We start from the raw sequence: 21615 nt of genomic DNA, 5'->3' as shown, positions 1-21615 counted from the left end.
GAAGCACACCGCCGGAGCCCGCAGATGATCCAATCGAAGACGGGGACGCGGTCGCCGTGAACAGCGCGATCGGCACCCTCGACGCGGATCTGTTGAGCGAGGTCCGCGAAACACCCGCCACCCTGGATGCGTTCCTGGCCCAGGTCGAACGGCGTGCGTTCCGCATGGCCGAACTGCAACTGCGCCATCGCGAGGACGCCATGGACGCGGTGCAGGACGCCATGCTGCGGCTGGTCAGGCACTACCGCGACAAGCCCGCGACGGAATGGGCGCCGCTGTTCTGGGGCATCCTGCGCCGGCGCGTGGTGGATCTTCAGCGGCGCCGCAAGGTGCGCTCGATCGTGGTCGGCTGGCTGGGCGGCGGCCACGATGGCGACGGCGACGAACTGCCCGTGTGGGAGCCCGCCGATCCCGGCCAGGACCCGCTGGGCCGGCTGCACGACGTGCAGTCGTACGCCGACCTGGCCGCCGCGGTGAGGCAACTGCCGCAGCGCCAGCGCGAAGCTTTCATGTTGCGCATGCTGGAAGGGCTCGACGTGGCCGAAACCGCCCGTGCCATGGGCTGCTCCGAAGGCAGCGTGAAAACCCATCTGTCGCGCGCCATGCATCATTTGCGCGACCAACTGGAGGACTGGCGATGACGTCGCTGGACAAAGGCAGGCCGGACGACAACCGGCCCGGCGAAAACCTGGAGCAGCGTGCACGCGAGCTCTGGCACGAGGCCGCGCAGCATATCGACCCGGTCACCGCCGGGCGGTTGCGTGCAGCCCGACGCGAGGCACTGCGGGCACCTGCCGCATCGGTGCAGCGCACGGTGCGCTGGCTGATCCCCTCCGGCGCGTTCGCCGTGATCGCGCTGGCGGCGCTGATGGTGTGGCAACCGCTGCCGCACCAACACACGCAGGCGGCCATCCATCCGGCGAACACCCTCGACGATGCCGACGCGGATCTGCCGCCGGATGCCGACAAGACCGACCCCAACCTCTACCAGAATCTGGAGTTCTACGACTGGCTGGCCAGCACCGACAGCCCGTCCACGAAACGCTGAGCCATGAATCGAATCCTTCGCCCGACCCTGCTCCTGTTGCTCGCCACCCTGCTCGGCGGCGTGGCGGTGGCGCCACTGCACGCACAGAATGCGCCACCACCGTCGCGCGACGCGGCCGTGCCGCCGGTGCGTCCGTGGAGCAGCCTCGACCCGGCCCAGCGCGAAGTGCTGGCGCCGCTGAAAAATGACTGGGACGGCATGTCGCCGCGCAAGCAGGCGCGGATGCTTCATCGGGCCGAACACTGGGTCACCCTGCCGCCGGAAAAGCGCGAGGAAGTCCGCCAGCACATCGCCCGCTGGCAACAGATGACGCCTGCCGAACGCAGGCAGGCGCGCGAGAACATGCGCAAGTTCCACCAGATGCCCGAGCAGCAGCGCGAACAGCTGCACACCACCTTCGAACGCTTCCAGAAACTGCCGCCGGCGCAGCGCGAGGAATTGCTTCGACGCTGGCGGGAGCTGCCACCGGACCAGCGCCGCTGGCACGGCCCGCGCAGCGGACGCGACCGTCCGCCTCCGCCGTCACCCGGTGACCAGCCGCCCCCGCCACCGCCCGGCCAGAACAGCCAGATCTGAGAGGGGTTGTGAGTTTTTCAACCTCTCAGGTCGGCCATGGCGAGGGCATGGATGCCTGAGTTGAGGCAACGCAGGAGCAGTTGCCCGACGGCCTGGCATGAAACAGTCATGCAAGTGACTGTTTCATGTGAACGAGCCCGGGCGTGTACCGGGCTCGAGATAGAAGAAAACCACAGAAAATGGTCTTCTTCACAGGCTCTCAGCCACGCTCAGCCGGCAAAGCGCGTCTCGCCGGCGTGGCTCAGGCAGCTTTTCGCCACCAGTTCGTCGTCGAAGTCCGGCTTCAGCGCAGCTTCGTGCACCAGCAGCTCGACGAAGTTGAACACGTTGCGGGCGTACATTTCCGAGGCGTGCAGCGGCGCACCCGCCGGCAGGTTCAGCGGCCCCAGGATCACCACGCCGCCATGCTCGACCCGCTCGCCCGGCCGGGTCAGCTCACAATTGCCGCCGCCCTCGGCGGCAAGATCCACGATCAGCGCCCCCGGCTTCATGCCTTCGACCATCGCGCTGGTGAGGATCTTCGGCGCCGGCCGTCCCGGCACCGCCGCGGTACTGACCACCACGTCGAACACCTTCAGGTGATCGGCCAGCGCCTGCTGCTGCGCCGCGCGTTCCTCGGCGGACAGCTCCCGCGCGTACCCGCCGCTGCCGGCCGCGCTGACGCCCAGGTCGAGGAACTTCGCACCCAGCGACTCGACCTGCTCGCGCGTTTCCGGGCGCACGTCATAACCCTCGATCTGAGCACCCAGCCGCCGCGCGGTGGCGATCGCCTGCAGGCCGGCCACGCCGGCACCGATCACCAGCACCCTGGACGGCCGAATGGTGCCGGCCGCCGTGGTCAGCATCGGGAAGAATTTCGGCGAAGCCTCGGCGGCGATCAGCATCGCGCGGTAACCGGCCACCGCCGCCTGCGAACTCAGCACGTCCATCGCCTGGGCGCGGGTCGTGCGCGGCAGCAACTCCAGCGAGAACGCGGTGAGCTTGCGCGCATTCAGCGCCGCGATCCGCCCGGCCGCACCGTAGGGACGCAACTGGCCGACCACCACGCTGCCCTCGCGCATCCCGGCAAACACCGCATCGTCCGGTGGCAGCACGCAGGCCAGCAGGTCGGCCTGGCCGAGCACCGTCGTGGCATCGGCAAACTCGACGTCCGCATAGCTGGCGTCGGGAAAACCGGCTGCGCGCCCGGCGTCGCGTTCGAGCAATACGCGCAGGCCCTTGCCGCGCAGCTTCTTTGCCATCTCCGGCGTGATCGCCACGCGACGTTCGCCAGTGGCGGTCTCGCGCAATGCGGCTACGGTGATCCCCATGGTGCAACCCCTCGGCAATGGTCGGGCCATCTTAAGGCATGGAGAGGCTTTGATCCGGGCCGGCCCGAAAGAGTAAGCTGATCCGCCGGCCAACGCGGCTCGTCCGTCCCGGGGTCATCACCGGAGATCCCGATGTCCGCAACACCCGCCGCTTTCGATCCCTCCTCGCTCCATGACCTGATGTTGCTGGCACGCAGGGCGCGCGAACTGGCCTACGCACCGTATTCCCGCTTCCAGGTCGGCGCGGCCGTGCTGACCCGCGACGGTCGGCAATTCAGCGGCTGCAACGTGGAAAACGCGGCCTACGGCTTGTGCAACTGTGCCGAGAGAACCGCCCTGTTCAGCGCGATCGCAGCCGGTTGCCGGCGCGGCGACTTCGTGGCGCTGGCGGTGATCGCCGATACCCCGGACCCGGTCAGTCCCTGCGGCGCCTGCCGTCAGGTGATGTCCGAGCTGTGCCACGACGCCATGCCGGTATTGTTGGGCAACCTGCACGGCGACACCGAACAGACCAGCGTGGCTGCGCTGCTGCCGGGCTCGTTCCAGTTGCCGATGCCGGCCTGATTCCCCTCACCGAAGCCTTTCCATGCCCTTCGATCTTTCCTTGCTGCAGCAACGCCACTCCGTTCCCTCGCGCCAGCTCGGCGAACCCGCGCCGGACGAGGCCACCCTGCACGAGCTGCTGGAGGCCGCCATCCGGGTGCCCGACCACGGCAAGCTGGTGCCGTTCCGGCTGATTCGCCTGCAGGGCGAGGCCAAGCTGGTCTTCGGCCGGCGCGTGGCGGAAATCGCGCAGAAGAACCAACCCGAGATGTCCGACGCCAAGCTGGAGAAGGATCGCCTGCGCTACACCTTCGCGCCCCTGGTGATCGCGGTGATCGCCCGCCTGGACGCCCTCAGCAAGGTGCCGGAAATCGAGCAGAAACTGTCCGCCGGCACGGTCGCCCACAACATCCTGCTGGGCGCCTTCGCGCTGGGCTACGGCGCCCAGTGGCTCACCGGCTGGGCCGCCTACGACCGCGAAGTGGCAGCGCTGCTTGGCCTGGCCGACAACGAGCAGGTGATCGGCTTCGTCCACCTGGGCACGCCACAAACCGACGTCCCCGATCGCGATCGCCCGGCGCTGGGCGACCTGCTCAGCAGCTGGACCCCGTGAACGCCACCGAAAATGGCCGTCCAGCCGTCCATCTGGTCGATGGAAGCCTGTACGTGTTCCGTGCCTGGCACTCGATGCCGGACGAGTTCCACGACGTCGACGGCCACCCGGTCAATGCCGTGCATGGCTACACCCGTTTCCTGTGCGAGCTGCTCGAACGCGTGCAGCCCGAACACATCGCGGTGGCCTTCGACGCCTCGCTGACCAGCTCGTTCCGCAACGCGATCTATCCGCCGTACAAGGCCAACCGCGAGCTGCCGCCGCCCGATCTCGAGCGGCAGTTCGTGCAGTGCCGCGCGATCACCGAAGCGCTGGGCCTGTGCCTGATGATCGACCACAGCTACGAAGCCGACGACCTGATCGGCAGCACCGTGTGGAACCTGCGCGCCCAGGGCTGGCGCAGCGTGATCGTCTCCGCCGACAAGGACTTCGGCCAGTTGCTGGGCGAGCACGACGAGCAGTGGGACTACGGCCGCGGCCTGCGCTGGGGACCGGCCGGCGTGCACGAAAGACTCGGCGTGCATCCGCACCAGGTCGCCGACTACTTGGCCCTGTGCGGCGACAGCGTGGACAACATTCCCGGCGTCCCCGGTGTCGGCGCCAAGACCGCCGCCGCCCTGCTCAGCCACTTCGGCAGCCTCGACATCCTGCTCGAGCGCATCGACGAAGTCGCCTTCCTGCGCCTGCGCGGTGCCGCCGCCTGCGCCGCCAGACTGCGCGAACACGCCGAACAGGCGCGTATCTACCGTCGCCTCACCCGCATCGCCCTGGACGCTCCCGGCGCCAGCAGCATCGAGGTCCTGCAACGCCAAAGCCGCCCGGCCGAACAACTCGAAGCCCTGTGCGAACAGCTCCGCATGGGCGCCTTCACCCGCAGCCGCCTGCGCGCATTGCTGCGCTGAAAGCCAAAGTCAAAAGCCTTACCCCCTCCCAACCTCCCCCTGCCGTGCAGGGGGAGGAGCTCAAGCCTGCCACGCCCGGCTCCGCTCCCTCCCCTGCTCGCAGGGGAGGGCCGGGGTGGGGTCCGCTTTTGATCTTGCGGCTATACCCCGTCAGCAGGATTTGCTCCGAGCATCGCGCGAACGGCGATCTCCAGGGGCGGCAGGTGTTGCTGCACCACCATCAATACGGTGCGAGGATCAATGTCGCCCAGATAGTTGTGCACCAAGATGTTGCGAAAACCACTGATCTGTTTCCATGGAATCGTCGGGTACTGCGCCTTGACGGTCTCAGGCAGTTGCTGAGTAGCCTCTGACAACGTCTGCAGATTGCGCAGGCTGGCGTCGTACAAAACCTCATCACGCGTCAGGTCACCGCGTTGCTGGATGCGACCGATCTTTTCGATGGTATCCAGGATATGCCCGGCGTAAGCCTGCCATGCCTTGCTCACAGATCGACCGCCTCCTGCAGCACGCGTGCCCGTAAATGGCGATTCAACTCATGCTCGGGAATGACATCCAGCTCACGACCGGTAATCTCGGCCAGTCGCTCGGCCAATGGCAGGCGCTGTGCAAACAAGTCATAGCCGTGGGGGAAATCGACCAGGAAATCGATATCGCTGTCCGGCCGTTCTTCGCGACGCGCCACAGAGCCAAACACACGAATTCGCCGCGCACCATATTGGCGACATGCGGCATGGATCGCGTCTTTCTGTGCGTGCAGCGCATCGAGCAACATGACTGATGTTCCTGTACTCGGGGCTTGGCCCGTTTAACTGCCCTGATCGTACTGCATGCCTTCCGCAACCCGCCAGCCGATTCAGGCCGTGCTCCCTCCCCTGCTTGCGACCGAAGGACGTCCCTGTGGGACAGGGAGGGTTGGGCGACCGCAGGAAGTGTGCTTTAGCTGCCGGCTCGCTCTTGATCTTCCCGGCCACCCGGAGCCACCCCCTCCTAACCTCCCCCTGCGAGCAGGGGGAGGAACCAACAGCTCCGCATCGCCGCCGCCTTGCTCCCTCCCCTGCTCCGCAGGGGAGGGCTGGGGTGGGGTCGCTCTTGATCTTCCTCGCCACCCTGAGCTAGCCCCTCCCGACCTCCCCCCGCATGCAGGGGGGAGGAGCCAGAGAAACAAAAACGGCGACCCGGAGGCCGCCGCTTTCATCCAACCTCAATCAGCTCAGTGCGTAGCAGTTTCCGGCGCATCCTTCGCCGTCCACTGCTTCAGCCACGCGTTCACCGCGTCGTGCCATTGCACGCTGTTGTGCGGCTTCAGCACCCAGTGGTTCTCGTCCGGGAAGTGCAGCAGCTCGCTGGGAATCCCACGGCGCTGCAGCGCGGTGAACGCGCCCAGGCCCTGGGTGTCGGGGATGCGGAAGTCCTTCGCCGAGTGCACCACCATCATCGGCACGCGCCAGTCCTTGACGTGGTTGACCGGGTTGAACTTCTCGTAGTTCTCGGGGTGGTCGAACGGCGTGCCGCCGTTCTCGTACTCCTCGAACCACAGCTCCTCGGTGTCGTAGTACATCGCGCGCGCATCGAACACGCCGTCGTGGTCGACCAGGCACTTCCACGGCTGGTTCCACACGCCAGCCATCCAGTACACCATGTAGCCGCCATAACTGGCGCCCAGTGCACAGGCGCGGTCGCCGTTGAGGAAGCTGTACTTGTCCAGCGCGGCCTTCCAGCCCAGCTTCAGATCCTCCAGCGGCTTGCCGCCCCAGTCGCCGGAAATCGAATCGGTGAACGCCTGGCCATAGCCGGTGGAGCCGTGGAAGTTCACCGTCACCACCGCGAAGCCCTGGCCGGCATAGGTCTGCGGGTTCCAGCGATAGCTCCAGCCGTTGCTCATCGCGCCTTGCGGGCCGCCATGGATGATGAAGGCCACCGGATAGGTCTGCCCGGCCTGGTAGTCAACCGGCTTGACCACGTAGCCCTGCACGGTTTCGTTGTTCCAGCCCTTGAAGGTGAAGAACTCCGCATCACCCATCTTCGCGTTCTTCAGGTCCGCCGCGTTGAAATGCGTGACCTGCTTCAGGTCACTGCCATCGGCGTGGGCCATGTATACATCCGCCGGCCGCTTCAGGTCGTCGCGGGTCAGCAGCAGCTTGCCGGCGGCCAGCGAGAAGCCGCTCACCGTGCCCTCGCTCACCAGTTGGCTGACCTTGCCACTGGCCGCATCGATCGCGAACAGCGGGTGCTGGCCGTTGTCGTCGGCGGTGGCGTACAAGGTCTTGCCGTCGGCGGAAACCGTCAGCCCGCCGGGCGAGCGATCCCACTGCGGATCGACCTCGTGGCGAGTTCCCGTGGCCAGATCCAGCGCCATGATCGCGAAGCGGTCCGCCTCGAAGCCCGGCTTCTTCATCGCCAGGTAGTACAGCGTCTTGCCGTCCGGCGACGCCACCGGGGAGGCATCCCACGCCTTGTTTTCAGCAGTCAGGTTCGCAGGTAGAGCCGAGCCATCCGCCGGCACGCTATACACGTCGAAATTGGTCGACCACGGCTCGCTGGTTCCGGCGATGCGCACGTCGAAGTACACGGTCTTGCCATCGGGCGAGAAGCTGAACTCGCCCTCGTCACCGAATGGCTTGCTCGGCACGTCGCCGTCGATGCCGCGACTGAGCAGCTTCGGCTCGGCCGCCAACTGGCCCTTGCCATCGAACTGCCCCAGGAACAATTGATTGCGCCGACCATTGGCCCAGGTATCCCAATGCCGCACGAACAGCTTCTTGTAGATCGTGCCGCTGGCCTTGTCCTTGTCGCGTGCGTCGACGCGCTGCTGCGTGCACGCCAGCGTGGCGCAATCGGTGAACACCTCATACGACAGCAACACCTGCTTGCCGTCCGGCGACAGCTTGTAGCCGCCCAGATCCAGCGCGCCATGGCTGACCTGGACAGGCGCCGCGTGCCTGCCCGGGTTCAGGCCGGACTTGCCGCCCAGATCCAGCCGCCACAACTGCGCCACATCCTTCGCCGGCGCCACGAAATACAGGCTGCGCCCATCCGCCGACCAGCGCGCCGAACCGCCCTTGTCGACCACCTTCACCGGCTGCGCACCCGCCGCCGACAGATCCAGCACATAGATCGCGCCCACGCCCTTGTTCGCCGCGTAATCCGTGCTGCGCACGCCAAACGCCGCATAGCGACCATCCGGCGACAACTGCGGATCACCCACCCGATCCATCATCACCAGATCGCGCACATTGAATGCGTGCTCCCCCTGCGCCTTGACGAAGGTGGTATCCACGGCGTCACTCGCCATCGCGGGGGTGGCGACCAGCGCCAGAAGCAGCGCGGCTATCAGAGGTTTCATGGGGGTTCCTTGGCTTCGTAAAGGCCACGACGTTAAAGCGGGGGTAGCTGGCGCGCAAGCAACCCCGCCTGTGAGCCCGCCCCCCCGGAGCACTAACCCACATCCAACAGACCGCAGGCACTGTGACGGCGCGCACGATCGGCCTTCACATTTGGTACAAAACGTGCGTGTCAGGTGGGACTCACAGGGGAATCCACCATGTCACGCCAGCGCCGTTCCGCCGGTTTCACATTGATCGAGTTGATGATCGTCGTGGCAATCATCGCCATCCTAGCGGCCATCGCACTGCCGCTTTACAGCGACTATGTATCGCGCTCGCAGGCAGTGGCGGCGCTGGACGAGATCACCTCGGGCCGCACCGCATACGAGGAACGCACCAACAACGGGGACAGTGACGCCACGCTCTATACCACCGTCGACAACCTGGGCATGCAGCAGGACACGGAACGTTGCCACGTTACGGCCACTGCGCCGGTCAACGGCGTGGGCGAGATCACTTGCCAGATCAAGGGGAATCCGGAGGTCAACAACAAGAAAATCAATCTAATGCGCGATAGTTCAGGCAATTGGAAGTGCCAGACGTCCGATCTGGCAGCACGCCAGAGACCCAAGGGATGCTACCCATAAGAACGAGGGCGATCCCGCCCCGAAAACACGTGTGAAGGTGTGCTGCAAGCTCGCTTCAAGGCAACGGCGCCACGAAAGCTATCGATCGACACGTGAGCCAGAGAGGCATCAATACCGACGCCACTTCGCGCCAAAACTGACGCCCCACGTCAATTATTGACCCGATATGACAAGGGGAATCCCAGCGGCAACTTGGGGTGCGCGCCGCTTGATTGCAAAATTCAGCGCTGCTTGTAGAGATTCGTGACTGTGTGCACAATCATCAAACCCGCAACCATGCGGAAATATCACGGCGGTAGTGATGGCATACAACCTGCTTGAACTGCCGTGAGCTTCCTGGTCGTTCCTGACCGCGAGTAAAGGGTACCGTTCCCGCCTAGGGGGAATCCGGGACCGGGGCTCAGGGGGCATCAACGGTTAGCTAACCAAAACAGAGGAAACACCATGAAGACCATGCAGAAAGGTTTTACCCTGATCGAACTGATGATCGTGGTTGCGATCATCGCGATCCTGGCCGCCATCGCGCTGCCGCAGTACCAGAACTATGTGGCTCGTTCACAGGCGACTGCCGGCTTGGCAGATATCACGCCCGGAAAGACTGCTTTCGAGGAAATGGTCAATAATGGCCAATCTGCTGCTAATTTCACTGTTGATGCAGTGGGCCTGCAGGCGACTACCGAGCGTTGCGCCGTAGCTCTCACACAGCCGGATGCCACTGGCGCTGCTGCCGCAGCACTCAAGTGCACCCTCAAGGGCAACCCCAAGGTTGCAACCAAGACGATCCAGTGGGATCGTGCCAGCAATGGTTCCTGGACCTGCCACAGCTCGCTGGAAGACAAGTTCCGTCCCAAGGGTTGCGTGAACCCGTAATTTGCCAGTCAGGTCAAGCATCATTTAGTGATGCTGATCAATCTGTATAGAACAAAGAGGGGCGAAAGCCCCTCTTTGTTTTTTTCAAGAGCGCATCTTCATGAAGTTTCTTGCTGATCAAGCACTCCAAAGACGGTTACTTCAATCTGCCTTACCAGTCTTCATGTTGGTGATATTGGCTGTGGTATTTTGGCCCGGTTTGACGGGTGACTTCATCTTTGATGACTTTCCGGCCATCGTCCACAATGATCTCTTCAAGGTTGTGGATTGGAACAGTGCCGCCTGGGAAGAAATCTGGCGCTGGTCAATGCGCTATTTGCAGCGCCCATTTGCGATGGCTACTTTCGCGCTCAATTTTGCCTTCGGCTCCGGAACATGGGGATTCAAGGCCACCAACCTCGCTTTGCATCTCATCAACACCGTCTTGGTCATGTTGCTGGCCTTGCGACTCCTCGGCTCAGGCCTGTCTCCGAACACCACACATGCTGACGCAACGTTCGACTCACGGACACGCCTCTGGGCCATATCGCTTGCGACAGCATGGGCTATTCATCCGCTGCAGGTATCCACCGTGTTGTACGTCGTGCAGCGCATGGAGATTCTGGGCTTCACCTTCACCCTACTGGCGCTACTGGCATATCTGCGTGCACGCCGCCGCCAGCAAGCTGGGCAGCGAGGCTGGCCGTGGCTGCTCGCAAGCCTTGGGGCGACCATTGTGGGACTCGGAGCCAAGGAAACCGTCGTATTGGTGGCCGGGTATGCACTACTGCTGGAATTGACAATACTGCGCTTTGAAACAGACTCTGTTGCCAAGACCCTTGCGTGGAAAATCTTTTACGCGTCAGGCAGCGTACTAGCGGTGCTGGTTCTCGCCTTGTACGTAGTACCGCACTATGGCACCTCCGAGTACTTCAGCTATCGGGACTTCACGCCCATGCAGCGTGAATTGACCCAACTGCGAGTACTTCCCATGTATCTGGGCTGGTGCATTTTGCCGCTTCCTCGTGCGATGCACTTCTACTATGACAACTATCCGATTTCCACGGGCTGGCTAAGCCCAACAACTACGCTGGCCGGAGGACTTTTCCTGCTTGCCCTTGTTGCAGTTGCTTGGTCAGTGCGAAGAAAGCGGCCATTACTCGCGCTCGGTATCGGCTGGTTCCTCATGGCACACGCACTTACCAGCGCACCGTTCTCACTTGAACTGGTATTTGAACACCGAAACTACCCGGCACTGTTTGGCGTATTGTTGGCCATCACTGACCTTATCTGGCTCGCCACTCGCCACGCCCATCCACGGCTTCCAGCCATTGTTGCAACCATCTTTCTGGTTGCGATGGGCTTCTTTACTTTGCTACGCGCTTCTACTTGGGGCAATCCGCTGCTACTTGCCACCACCCTTGCGCAGGACAACCCAATGTCGCCGCGCGCCAGTCTCGGCCTTGCGCGCTACTACATGGCCATGGCTAACGACAATCCTGAATCATCCATGTTCGCCCGTGGCATTCGCGAACTGGAACGCGGTGCGGCATTGCCGAAGTCCTCTCCGCTCGCCGAACAAGGCTTGCTAATGACAGCTGCCGCGGCTGGCCTGCCACAGCGTCCCGAATGGTGGAACAGTCTGATTCATAAACTGCAAGAGCGACCCGTCGGATCACAGGAGCTCCAAACGTTGCAAGAGCTGGGGGGCGCGGCGATCAACGATGGCCTCGCTCTTGACCCGCAGCGCCTCAGCGAAGCCTACCTGACCGTGTTGCAACGCTCACCAGACAACGCCACTCTGCATGTCCAATACGCGGATGTCGCGACAACCGTGCTTCGCGACAGGGGCTTGGCGATCAAACATTTGGAAACTGCGGTGGAACTCAAGGTGGGTGACTCGTCCTACATCAAGCGCCTTGCGACGCATCTGACCGAACTGCATCGCCCCCATGAAATGCTCGCCGTAATTGCCAAAGCGCAAGCCCTTCGGCCGAGCCTTCAACATGATCTCACCTTGGTGGCACTGCGAACGAAGGCTGACCAAGACATCCAAGGAAGTGCCGAAGCAAATTGAAAGTTCCGGCACGATCCAATAGGCCTCACTCGCGCAAACATTGCAGCGAGCAAAGTAGTCCCACAGCGCAGGCGCGAGAACCTGATTCACGCAATTGCGAGCAGTCACCTGAGCGGCCAATATGCGCGACATTGAATCGATCCACACTAAGGGAACGCACGAAGATGTCGACGCCAAGCCGCCCGCGCCAACTTTGCGCTGGACGGTATCCGGAAACCACTGAGTAATGGCCGTGTCACGTATCCGTCGCCTTGGCCCGTGGATTCTGGTACTGGCACTCGTCGTGACCACGCTAGTCTACTGGCCTGGCCTCCATGGCGGTTGGCTGTTCGACGACTATCCGAACATCGTCGACAACCCCGGAGTGCAACCCGTCGATGCCAGTATTTCCAGCCTTGTCCGCGCAGCATTGTCTTCACCTGCCAGCGAATTCAAGCGCCCGCTCGCATCGCTGAGTTTCGCAGCGAACTACTTTGCCAGCGGCCTCGATCCGTACGGTTGGAAGCTGACCAACCTGATCATCCACCTGATGAACGGCGTGCTGATTTTCCTGCTGGCACGCGGGCTACTTGCGGCTTCCGCAAGAGCGCTTTCCCGGATCGAGTTCGAGGCAGGTTCCGTGCAAGAAGGACTTCCTGCGGGCATGCATGATCGAAAAGCATCGCGCACAGGGTACGTTCCCACAGCAAGGAGAGCGGGTTTCCTCGCCGCGTTGATTGCTGGCACATGGATGCTGCTGCCGATCAACCTCACCGCCGTGCTATACGTGGTGCAGCGCATGGAGAGCATGGCCAATTTTTTCGTGTTGCTGGGTCTGCTCGGTTATGTCGCGGGCAGGCGCTGTATGCTCGCCATTCCGGCGCAATGCGACGGCAACCCGGATCGAAGGCAACGAATGTGGTGTGGCTTCGCGCTATGTGTGGCCAGCATCATCATCCCCACGGCGCTCGGCCTGCTGGCCAAGGAAACGGCGGTGATGCTGCCGCTGTATGCCGCACTGATCGAATGGGTGATATTCAGCTTTTCAGCGCCGGACTCTGCATCGATGCCAAGGCGCCGTGACTGGCGCATAGCCCTACTTTTTGTGCTGGTGCTGGCACTCCCGATGGTACTCGGCATGGCATGGCTGCTGCCGCAGGTCTTGAAGCCGGAAGCCTGGGCCACCCGCAACTTCGACCTGGGCACACGCCTGCTCAGTGAAGCGCGCATCATCGTCGACTACCTCGTATGGACGCTGCTGCCGACACCGAATGCGCTGTCGTTCTATCACGACGACTTCCAGGTATCGAGCGGCCTGCTGACGCCACCGACCACGCTTGCCAGCATCTTGTTCCTGGGTGCATTGGTCGCGCTGACAATATGGCTAAGGAAGCGGCGCCCACTGGCGTCGCTCGGCATCACGCTGTTCCTGGGTTGCCAATTGCTTACCGGCACCATCCTGCCGCTGGAACTGATCTACGAGCATCGCAACTACTTCGCCAGCTTCGGGCTGCTGCTGGCGGTGGTACCGTTGTTGGCCGCGCCCGCCCGCCCGACCACCCCAACAACGGCCGCGGGTGCCGATCCATCGGCAAGCGATTTCAAAGAAAGCGGGCTCCCGATGGCGCTGCTTCGTCATGTGCTGCTGGCCGGACTCATGCTTTGCTGGACCGCACTGACCGCGTACACGGCCCACGCTTGGGGCGATCCGCTGCGACTCGCCGAGGATCTAGCCTCACGCGCACCCCAATCGCCACGCGCGCAATACGAACTGGGCCGCACCTACATCATCTACTCGCACTACGACCCTGCCTCGCCCTTCACACACTTGGCCTACGCGCCACTGGAAGCGTCCGCTGCGTTGCCCAACTCGTCGATCCTGCCAGAGCAGGCGCTGATCTTCATGAACGCACGCATGGGCCTCCCGCTGAAGGACACTTGGTGGGACAGCATGATTGCCAAGCTGAAAGCCCGCACGCCCGGGGTGCAGGACGAAAGCTCACTCGGCGCCCTGACCCAGTGTGCGCGGGACCGCCGCTGCGCCCTGCCGGCGCAGCGCATGATGGCGGCATTCGACGCAGCCTTGGCACATCCAAACCCCGGTTCACGCCTGCTGGCCACCTATGGCGACTACGCCTGGAACGTGTTGGATGAACACGCCCTCGGTGAGCGCCTGACCGAACGGGCCGTCGAAACCACTCCTGACGAACCCGCCTACCGGATCACCCTGATCCGCATGTTGGTCGCCCAAGGCCGCAAGCAGGAAGCCCGCACGGCACTGCAAGAGCTGGAAGCGTTGAACATCGGCGGCCGCCTAGACCGGAACTTGAGTGAACTGCACGCCCTGTTGGCTTTGCCGTAGGCAACCATCTTCCCGGGGCACACCCGAAGCCATCGCCGACAGCTGTTGTAGACGGTCAAGGCGCCAGCCTGACGCATACATGTCGGCGTTCCGACTTCCCGTGAACCGGAAGTGGCATTCTACCGTTCCGCACAGAACGCCATACAGGCACAATGAAGTATCCCGCCATCGTCGTGTATTTCTCTTGCGCCCGATCCTCACTCTCACCCAGTTGGCACGTTGGCGCCCTGGACGCATTGCTCGCAACACAGCCCACGCGAGCATTTGGAACCTAGCCCGTATCGGCTTGCAGGCTGTAAGCCTGATACTGACCGCGCGAGTGCTTGGCGCAGCAGGCTACGGTGCGCTCGCTGGATCGGTGGCCTTGTTCATGACTTTCGGCCAGCTTTCGGGGTTGGGTAGTGGCGTGGCCCTGGTTCGCCACATGGCCCGAGGCGGAGAGCTGTATGGCCGCTTCGCCGTCACCGAGCGAATCTATCTGCTAAGTGGACTGGTGCTGCTTTCTCTGGTTCTTCCACTGGCAATCATCCTTCTCGGCTCAGTCGTACCCCCTGCGGCGCTAGCCAGTTTTGCCATTGCGGAAATTTTGATCGCACCGGCGCTTTCGCCACTGGCCTATCGCTATCAGGCACAAGAACGCATGTTCCTATCTAGTGCTATTGGTACGCTTGCCCCCATGGCACGGCTGGCGGCCATCGCCTCGGCTGCCTTTCTGAATTTGCATGACATCGCAAGCTTCGCTCAACTGTATCTGACTTGGCTCGTTCCGACCGTCGCCTTCACGTTGTACGCCACTTGGCCTCGTGGAGATAACTCAACCACTTGCAACACTCGACAAGCCATCCGAGAGGGCTTGCCATACGCGATCAGCGGAGTCGCCCTGACCGCCGGAAGCGAACTAGACAAAACTGTGCTGCTGCGCCTCGCCGGTGAAGCCGTGACCGGACCGTATGCCGCCGCCTATCGCATCGCCTCAGCTGCCACGCTACCTGTCAATGCTTTGATTCTTGCCACTGTACCGCGCCTGTTCCGCGCATCCTCTGCCAGCAACACCCGCCTTGCGGCCATCATGTTAGCGACGGTATTGGGCTACGCAGGAATTGCCGCTGCCGCGCTGTGGCTGCTTGCCCCTTTTGCGCCTTGGCTACTGGGCAAAGGTTTCGACAAGGCAGCCCCCCTGCTGCGCGCACTATGCATCATCATCGTCACTGGCAGCTTGCGCCAATACATCACTGCACTATTGACAACGCGTGACTTACAAGCCAGCCGCAATGTGATTGAGATTAGCGGAGTGTGCATTTCACTTGTGGCGCTGTTCGCTCTAGTACCGATACTAGGCACCTCTGGCGCCGTTTTAGCTGTAGCAATCAGCGATACTGTCATCATTCTTGGCGGAGCCACCCGCGTGCGGAAAAACAATCAATCCGAGACCCTGCATGAGCGATGATCTGAGGTTCAATTTTGGAAAGAACTGGGAAAGCTACCTATCCCTTCTAGATCAACAAAGACTCGAAGCTCACCGAGCTTCATTGATCGCACGTTTCGGCCAAGAATGCCTATCAGGCAAACGCTTCCTAGATGCGGGATCCGGCAGTGGTGCCTTTTCCAAAGCCGCCGCCTCCCTCGGCGCGAATGTGACGTCTTTTGACTACGACCCTGCCTCTGTTTCATGCACGAAAGCGATGCGACAACAGACCCCGGAAGCTACGTGGGACATTCTCCAAGGCAGCCTCCTTGACCAGGAATTTCTTCGCTCCCTTGGCTCATTCGATATCGTGTACTGCTGGGGTGTCGCCCACCACACAGGAGACATGTGGCGTGCTCTGCAAAACCTAATACCATGCTGCCACGGCGATCTGGTTGTCTCCATCTACAATGACCAGGGGAAGGCAAGCAAACGCTGGGCGGTCGTCAAACGCGCTTACAACAAGTATGCATGGCTCCGCCCATTGCTGATTGCTGGCGCATGGGCGCGCTTATGGGGCGTGAAATTTGTTGCCGACGCTCTTCGCGGAGAGCCTTTGAAACGTTGGAAAAATAACTACGGCGATCATCGCGGGATGTCTGCAAAGCACGACCTCATCGACTGGATCGGCGGTTATCCGTTCGAAGTCGCCAAGCCTGAACAAGTATTTCATTTCTTCCGCGAACGAGAGTTCGAGTTGGTCGACTTCACGACACAAGCCGGCGGCATCGGATGCAATGAGTTCGTCTTTCGCCGCCGAACTGGTTTAACGAATTGACACAACGCCACATTTCCATCTTCCTTCCTTCACTCGACGGAGGCGGTGCCGAAAAGGTGATGCTGGCACTCGCTGAACGCTTTGTCGCACGCGGCGTACAGTGCGACCTAGTGATTGCCATCAACAAAGGGCAGCTTCTGGATCAGATCCCAGAAGGGGTTCGCATGATAAAGCTTGGAAAGAAAAAGACCCTTGCCTCGACATTCGCGTTAGCCAATTATCTTCGGCGCGAGCGCCCACAAGTACTGCTGAGCACGATCTTCTCGGCGAATATCACCGCAATGCTTGCCGCAATGATGGCACCCCGAACTATCCGAGTAGCGCTGCGCGAAGCCGACCAAACTCACATGGTCATCGGTGGCGGAAAACGTATAAAGACTTGGGCCAATTATATTTTTGGATACTTTCTATATCATCGCGCGTATGCGGTAATTGCCGTCTCAGATTCCGTTAAAAGCAGCCTAATTCGAACGCGCCTAGCCCACCAATCAGCAATCCATGTGATCCGCAATCCAGCATCTCCGGCGACAGTAGTGAATGAGTCACGCGTCCACGCTTCGAGCCTGCCACTTGTACTTGCGTGCGGCAGACTCGAAGCACAGAAGGACTATACAACGCTCCTGCGCGCCTTCACCAAGGTGCGGAAGCACTGTGATGCAAAGCTTGCAATCTTGGGTGAAGGATCGCTACTGGAAACACTGCAAAGGCAAGCTAGGGACTTCGGTATTGATGAACGGGTCAGCTTTGTCGGCTTCAGTTCGGATCCCCAACAGTGGATGTACAGGTCGACGGTATTTGTGCATTCATCACGTCACGAAGGCATGAGCAACGTGCTCATGGAAGCACTCACGTGTGGATGCGCCATTGTGGCCACCGATTGCCCCGGCGGCACTCGGGAAATATTGGCCGACGGCAAATACGGAACGCTCGTCCCCGTAGGTGACGACAATGCCATGGCCACGGCGATTATTGACGTGCTCCAGGGAAAGATGCGCTTTCCTAATGCTAGTGAACACTTGCGAAAGTTCGACATTGAAGTTGTTACGGACACGTACCTCAAACTACTGTTCCCACAAGACCGGAAAGGTACCTGATCATGTGCGGAATCACTGGTCTACTCGACCTCACGAGTGCTGCCCTGCCCACACTGCAGCGGATGACGGCGTATCTCACTAACCGCGGACCGGATGACGGTGGCTCTTGGCGGGATGACGCCTGTGGTATGACACTTGGCCACCGCAGACTCTCCATCATTGATCTCAGTACCGCAGGGCATCAGCCGATGGCATCGGCTAGCCAACGATACGTACTCGTCTACAACGGCGAAATCTACAACCACGCTGATTTGCGACGAGAACTTGAATCGGCGGGATCGCATGTTGCGTGGCGCGGCAAATCCGACACGGAAACTTTGCTCGCTGCCTTCGACACCTGGGGCATCGAGGATGCTCTGAAGCGTAGCAACGGCATGTTCGCCTTTGCCTGCTGGGATAGGCAGCACCGCGTACTGACTCTGGCGCGCGATCGCATGGGTGAGAAGCCACTCTATTTCGGTTGGATCGCAAAACGCTTTGCCTTCGCATCGGAGCTGAAGGCATTTACCGCCGTCCCCGGATGGCATCCGCAGATGCACCCATCTGCTATCAGCGGCTTCCTGCGTACAGGCTATGTGCACGGGGCGGAGTCGGCCTTGGCAGGGATCTTTCGCCTGCCGGCCGGCTGCGTACTGAACCTTTCGCTTGATGACATGGCAAGCCCTCGTGATTGGGCGTGGCTGAGATCTAGGACGCGTGCGTACTGGTCCTTGGTGAACACGGCTACCGCTGGAGTGTCGGCACCGTTGCGGGACATTGTGGCTGCCACGACAGAACTGGAGGTTTTGTTGCGCGATGCGGTTGCTCTACGTATGGAAGCAGACGTCCCGCTGGGCGCGTTTCTATCCGGTGGTATCGACTCCAGTCTTGTAACCGCTTTGATGCAGACGCAAAGCACTCGCCCGGTGCGCACGTTCAGTATTGGCTTTGACGAGACAAGTCACGACGAAGCCCCTTTTGCCCGTGCGGTGGCGAAGCACCTCGGTACTGCTCACACGGAGCTGTACGTCGATGCTGGCGCCGCCCTCGATCTCATCCCATCACTCGCAGAACGGTTCGATGAGCCTTTCGCGGACTTTTCGCAGTTACCGACTTTGCTGGTTTCAAAACTCGCCCGCCAGAGTGTAACCGTGGCATTGAGTGGAGATGGTGGAGACGAGCTATTTGGAGGCTACTCCCGCTATTCCGCAATTACACAGCTATGGCGCTGGCTGCGCGTACTGCCCAAGCCAGTGCGGTTCGGCATGGCCGCAACAGGACGTCTCGCAGCCAATCTGGCGGCGGCATTCCCCATGAGCAACAGCCCGGCAGGCCCACTTTCATTTCGCATCGAGCGACTGGCCGAAAGACTAATCACGCCAGATCTTGAGGCTATGCGCATGTCGTTCATTGGCGGTGCCGGCCATGCCCGAATCACCAATAAGGGCGATGCACGCACGCACCGCTGCCAGATACCGAAAGCCATTGTCGACCCCAGACAAACTTTGATGTTTGGCGATCAAAGCGATTACCTGCCTGATGACATCTTGTTCAAGGTGGATCGCGCCGCCATGGCGTTTGGCTTGGAAACACGAATACCTTTGCTTGATCACCGTGTCGTGGAACTGTCTTGGCGATTCACCTCCACATCGCTCGCCGGCAAACGGCATGGCAAGCTGCCGCTGCGCCATCTACTAGAGCAATTTGTGCCGCATGCGCTCGTTGACCGCCCCAAGCAGGGCTTTAGCCCTCCCATGGACACTTGGCTGCGGGGTCCCTTGCGCGACTGGGCCGAGACACGACTGTCCGAGGTTTCGTTGCGCGAATTGCCAATGCTGGACGCAAAAGCCGTACGCGCACTCTGGAAAGCGCACTGCAGCGGGCGCATGAACGCAGCGTCCACGCTGTGGAACGTGCTGATGCTTGCCAACTGGCGCGACCATTTCGGGGTTAGCGGCTAATGCGCATCCTCGTCCTGTCAGACCTTCCGCAATTCGTCACTGGCGGTGCGGAGAAGCAAGCAGCCAATCTCATCGAGGCTTGGATGGATAACGGCCATGAGGTGAACTGTTTTGGTCGCCGCATGGGTTCTGGTTGTGGATCTGTGCGTCTGGGGCGACATGAAGTTCCCGTACGACGCATAGGCACCATTCAGCGATTCGGTCGTCTGCTGCGGGGAATTAGCTATCTTCTATCGCTAGCTGGATTGTTACTGCAGCACCGTCGCTGCTTCGACGTGATCTATACCCGCTTTCTCGGCGAGGCGGCCTTGACCGTGAGTTTGTTGAAGCGGACGGGACTGTTGAATGTTGCACTGGTGGCGACCCCTGCAAGCACCGGCTCGAACGGCGGCGACTTGAGCCTTTTTGCCGGACTGGGCTTTCATCGACAGCTGGTGCACCTGCTGGACACACAGTGTGACGCCATCAACCTCATTGCTCCCGCCATGGCGAATGAGTTGCGCTGCAATGGCTTTTCGGGGAAACGCTTCGCGCACATTCCCAATGGCGTCATCGTTTGCCACCAGCCCCCCGTTTACCGAGAGCGCCCACACTGTGCCATTACGGTAGGACGAATCGCGGCCCAGAAAGGCTACGACCTACTAATCGCCGCCTTGGCCGCACTCCCGCCCCCCCTTTCGCCAGGCATTCTACGTATCGTGGGTGATGGTCCAGAGAAAGAAAAGTTGATCGCGCTGGCCGAGACGCTTGGCGTCGCGAAAGCCATCACATGGGTGGGCGAACTCGACCACGCTGACGTAATGCACGAACTGAGTAACGCACGCGTATTCGTGCTCCCATCACGCTATGAGGGAATGTCCAACGCGGGACTGGAGGCTATGGAACGCGGCCTCGCATTGCTAATCACGCGCTGCGGTGGCCTGGATACCTATATTCAACCTGATATGGGTTGGGTAATCCCATCAGAGGACAGTCAGGCTCTAGCCCAAGCGCTAAACATGGCCATGAGCAGCACTCCGGAGTTGCTTGCCATGATGGGAGAGCGCAATCGGACTACTGCACTCCAGCATTTTGACATCACGATGATCGCAGCACGTTATGCTGATCTTTTCAAGAGTGTCATTGCGGCGCGGCGTACCCATTGAAAGCCATGTTGACCGTCATCATTCCCGTTTATCGAAACGCCGACGCCGCACTCCGCTTGGCACGTACGCTCATTTCGCAATCACTACCTGACGGGCACTCACTCGAAATCATTGCCGTGGATGATGGTTCGGGCGACAACACCGCGGAGCGGCTTACCCAAGCTCAAATACCGTTACTCCGTGTGATTACGCTATCGGAAAATCGGGGACGTGCAGCCGTACGCAACCTTGGTGCCAAAGTTGCACTGGGCGAAATTTTGGCCTTTATTGACTGCGATTGCCTTCCACAGTCCCACGACCTTCTTGCGCGCCATGTAGCCATGCTGTCACAAGGGTGCGTGGCGAGTTGTGGCCCGACCTCTGGTCGTGAGAAAGGTTTCTGGGGGCGTTACCAAGAAGCGGCATCGCGCCGTCGCCAGAAGCAATACGAAAACGGCGTGCCGTATGCGGGTACCACTGCTAATCTCGCCGTTCTCGCAAGTGCTTTTTTTAGCGTTGGCGGTTTCGATGAAGGCTACCGCCACTACGGCTTCGAGGATCGAGACATTCTGATTCGCCTTTCCCGTATAGGGGAAGTGGTTTGGTGCGCTGAAGCCACGATGCAACATCTCGACCTTCTTACGATCAAGAGCGTTCTGGTCAAGATGCAGCGGGCGGCCGGCCCCTCGGCTGAAAAGTTTTCAGGTGATCATGCCGATGCTTACCGAGCGCTTGGCTTCAGTGCGCTAGATACCCGCCTGCATCCTTGGCTGAAGGCTTTGGGTTACGTTACTGCACCTTTGGTCCGCAAAGCTGGCCTGCTGGATCGAGTTCTGGATCAGCGCTGGGTACCCTACTCCGTGGCCGCCGCCAGCGTGAAGACGCTGAGTGCACTTGCCTTTCTGCAGGGCACGATGGTCACGAATCAAGAGTGCAGCCTTGGAAAACAACGTTGAGGTCAGTCATATCGCCGGCGAATTCA

The 21615-nt window shown here is 61.1% G+C and carries 20 protein-coding genes; 16 read left to right on the top strand and 4 right to left on the bottom strand.

Features of this window, described 5'->3' with window-relative positions:
- Positions 1 to 56 precede the first annotated feature (56 nt).
- Genes ABNK63_RS04520 through ABNK63_RS04510 form a run of 3 tightly spaced genes read left to right on the top strand, consistent with a single transcriptional unit; the run spans position 57 to position 1624 of the window.
- Positions 57 to 641, top strand: a complete 585-nt coding sequence (locus ABNK63_RS04520; RefSeq protein ID WP_350016818.1) for an RNA polymerase sigma factor — start codon at positions 57 to 59, stop codon at positions 639 to 641.
- Positions 638 to 1048, top strand: a complete 411-nt coding sequence (locus ABNK63_RS04515; RefSeq protein WP_007809483.1) for a hypothetical protein — start codon at positions 638 to 640, stop codon at positions 1046 to 1048. Before ABNK63_RS04520 ends, ABNK63_RS04515 begins: the two co-directional genes overlap by 4 nt.
- 3 nt (positions 1049 to 1051) lie before the next feature.
- Entirely contained in the window at positions 1052 to 1624 is a 573-nt protein-coding gene (locus ABNK63_RS04510; RefSeq protein WP_350016817.1) for a DUF3106 domain-containing protein, read from the top strand.
- A gap of 209 nt (positions 1625 to 1833) precedes the next feature.
- On the opposite strand, the gene ABNK63_RS04505 is transcribed toward ABNK63_RS04510, so the two are convergent.
- Positions 1834 to 2934 carry an NAD(P) transhydrogenase subunit alpha gene (locus ABNK63_RS04505; protein ID WP_007809487.1) on the bottom strand — a complete coding sequence of 367 codons (1101 nt, stop codon included), beginning with the start codon at positions 2932 to 2934 and terminating at the stop codon, positions 1834 to 1836.
- 132 nt (positions 2935 to 3066) lie between these two features.
- Here ABNK63_RS04505 and cdd point away from each other — a divergent pair, with 132 nt between their 5' ends.
- The 3 genes from cdd to ABNK63_RS04490 all read left to right on the top strand — a co-directional run bounded on the left by cdd (position 3067) and on the right by ABNK63_RS04490 (position 4992).
- The gene (gene cdd, locus ABNK63_RS04500; RefSeq protein ID WP_350016816.1) at positions 3067 to 3498 is read left to right on the top strand and encodes a cytidine deaminase; all 432 of its coding nucleotides are present in this window, start codon (positions 3067 to 3069) and stop codon (positions 3496 to 3498) included.
- 22 nt (positions 3499 to 3520) lie between these two features.
- Positions 3521 to 4090 carry a nitroreductase gene (locus ABNK63_RS04495; RefSeq protein ID WP_007809490.1) on the top strand — a complete coding sequence of 190 codons (570 nt, stop codon included), beginning with the start codon at positions 3521 to 3523 and terminating at the stop codon, positions 4088 to 4090.
- Between the two features lie 74 nt (positions 4091 to 4164).
- Positions 4165 to 4992, top strand: a complete 828-nt coding sequence (locus tag ABNK63_RS04490) for a 5'-3' exonuclease H3TH domain-containing protein (protein ID WP_238530962.1) — start codon at positions 4165 to 4167, stop codon at positions 4990 to 4992.
- Positions 4993 to 5132: 140 nt separating this feature from the next.
- Here ABNK63_RS04490 and ABNK63_RS04485 read toward each other — a convergent pair whose 3' ends face one another.
- From ABNK63_RS04485 to ABNK63_RS04475, 3 genes are all read right to left on the bottom strand, one after another.
- On the bottom strand, positions 5133 to 5480 hold the full coding sequence (locus ABNK63_RS04485; RefSeq protein WP_350016815.1) for a HepT-like ribonuclease domain-containing protein: 348 nt from the start codon (positions 5478 to 5480) through the stop codon (positions 5133 to 5135).
- On the bottom strand, positions 5477 to 5767 hold the full coding sequence (locus ABNK63_RS04480; RefSeq protein WP_350016814.1) for a nucleotidyltransferase domain-containing protein: 291 nt from the start codon (positions 5765 to 5767) through the stop codon (positions 5477 to 5479). Before ABNK63_RS04480 ends, ABNK63_RS04485 begins: the two co-directional genes overlap by 4 nt.
- Before the next feature lie 438 nt (positions 5768 to 6205).
- The gene (locus ABNK63_RS04475; RefSeq protein ID WP_350016813.1) at positions 6206 to 8338 is read right to left on the bottom strand and encodes a S9 family peptidase; all 2133 of its coding nucleotides are present in this window, start codon (positions 8336 to 8338) and stop codon (positions 6206 to 6208) included.
- A gap of 198 nt (positions 8339 to 8536) precedes the next feature.
- Here ABNK63_RS04475 and ABNK63_RS04470 point away from each other — a divergent pair, with 198 nt between their 5' ends.
- The 10 genes from ABNK63_RS04470 (at position 8537) to ABNK63_RS04425 (ending at position 21589) form a co-directional block, all read left to right on the top strand.
- Positions 8537 to 8965 carry a pilin gene (locus ABNK63_RS04470; RefSeq protein WP_350016812.1) on the top strand — a complete coding sequence of 143 codons (429 nt, stop codon included), beginning with the start codon at positions 8537 to 8539 and terminating at the stop codon, positions 8963 to 8965.
- Between the two features lie 444 nt (positions 8966 to 9409).
- Entirely contained in the window at positions 9410 to 9835 is a 426-nt protein-coding gene (locus tag ABNK63_RS04465; RefSeq protein WP_350016811.1) for a pilin, read from the top strand.
- A 100-nt stretch (positions 9836 to 9935) separates the two neighbouring features.
- Complete coding sequence (locus ABNK63_RS04460) at positions 9936 to 11891, top strand: hypothetical protein (RefSeq protein ID WP_350016810.1); 1956 nt, start codon at positions 9936 to 9938, stop codon at positions 11889 to 11891.
- Between the two features lie 232 nt (positions 11892 to 12123).
- Positions 12124 to 14232 (top strand): hypothetical protein, encoded by a 2109-nt coding sequence (locus ABNK63_RS04455; RefSeq protein WP_350016809.1) that lies wholly within the window; start codon positions 12124 to 12126, stop codon positions 14230 to 14232.
- Positions 14233 to 14518: 286 nt separating this feature from the next.
- Positions 14519 to 15679, top strand: a complete 1161-nt coding sequence (locus ABNK63_RS04450; protein WP_350016808.1) for an oligosaccharide flippase family protein — start codon at positions 14519 to 14521, stop codon at positions 15677 to 15679.
- On the top strand, positions 15669 to 16475 hold the full coding sequence (locus ABNK63_RS04445; protein WP_350016807.1) for a methyltransferase domain-containing protein: 807 nt from the start codon (positions 15669 to 15671) through the stop codon (positions 16473 to 16475). Before ABNK63_RS04450 ends, ABNK63_RS04445 begins: the two co-directional genes overlap by 11 nt.
- On the top strand, positions 16472 to 17569 hold the full coding sequence (locus ABNK63_RS04440; protein WP_350016806.1) for a glycosyltransferase: 1098 nt from the start codon (positions 16472 to 16474) through the stop codon (positions 17567 to 17569). The genes ABNK63_RS04445 and ABNK63_RS04440 overlap by 4 nt, the downstream gene beginning before the upstream one ends.
- A 2-nt stretch (positions 17570 to 17571) precedes the next feature.
- Positions 17572 to 19509, top strand: coding sequence for an asparagine synthase (glutamine-hydrolyzing) (gene asnB / locus ABNK63_RS04435; RefSeq protein WP_350016805.1), 1938 nt, complete (start codon positions 17572 to 17574; stop codon positions 19507 to 19509).
- On the top strand, positions 19509 to 20654 hold the full coding sequence (locus ABNK63_RS04430; RefSeq protein WP_350016804.1) for a glycosyltransferase family 4 protein: 1146 nt from the start codon (positions 19509 to 19511) through the stop codon (positions 20652 to 20654). Before asnB ends, ABNK63_RS04430 begins: the two co-directional genes overlap by 1 nt.
- Positions 20655 to 20659: 5 nt before the next feature.
- The gene (locus ABNK63_RS04425) at positions 20660 to 21589 is read left to right on the top strand and encodes a glycosyltransferase (RefSeq protein WP_350016803.1); all 930 of its coding nucleotides are present in this window, start codon (positions 20660 to 20662) and stop codon (positions 21587 to 21589) included.
- Positions 21590 to 21615: the final 26 nt, after the last annotated feature.

The organism is Rhodanobacter sp. IGA1.0, assembly GCF_040208325.1.
GTDB lineage: Bacteria > Pseudomonadota > Gammaproteobacteria > Xanthomonadales > Rhodanobacteraceae > Rhodanobacter > Rhodanobacter spathiphylli.
This window is presented reverse-complemented; position numbering and strand designations above follow the sequence as displayed.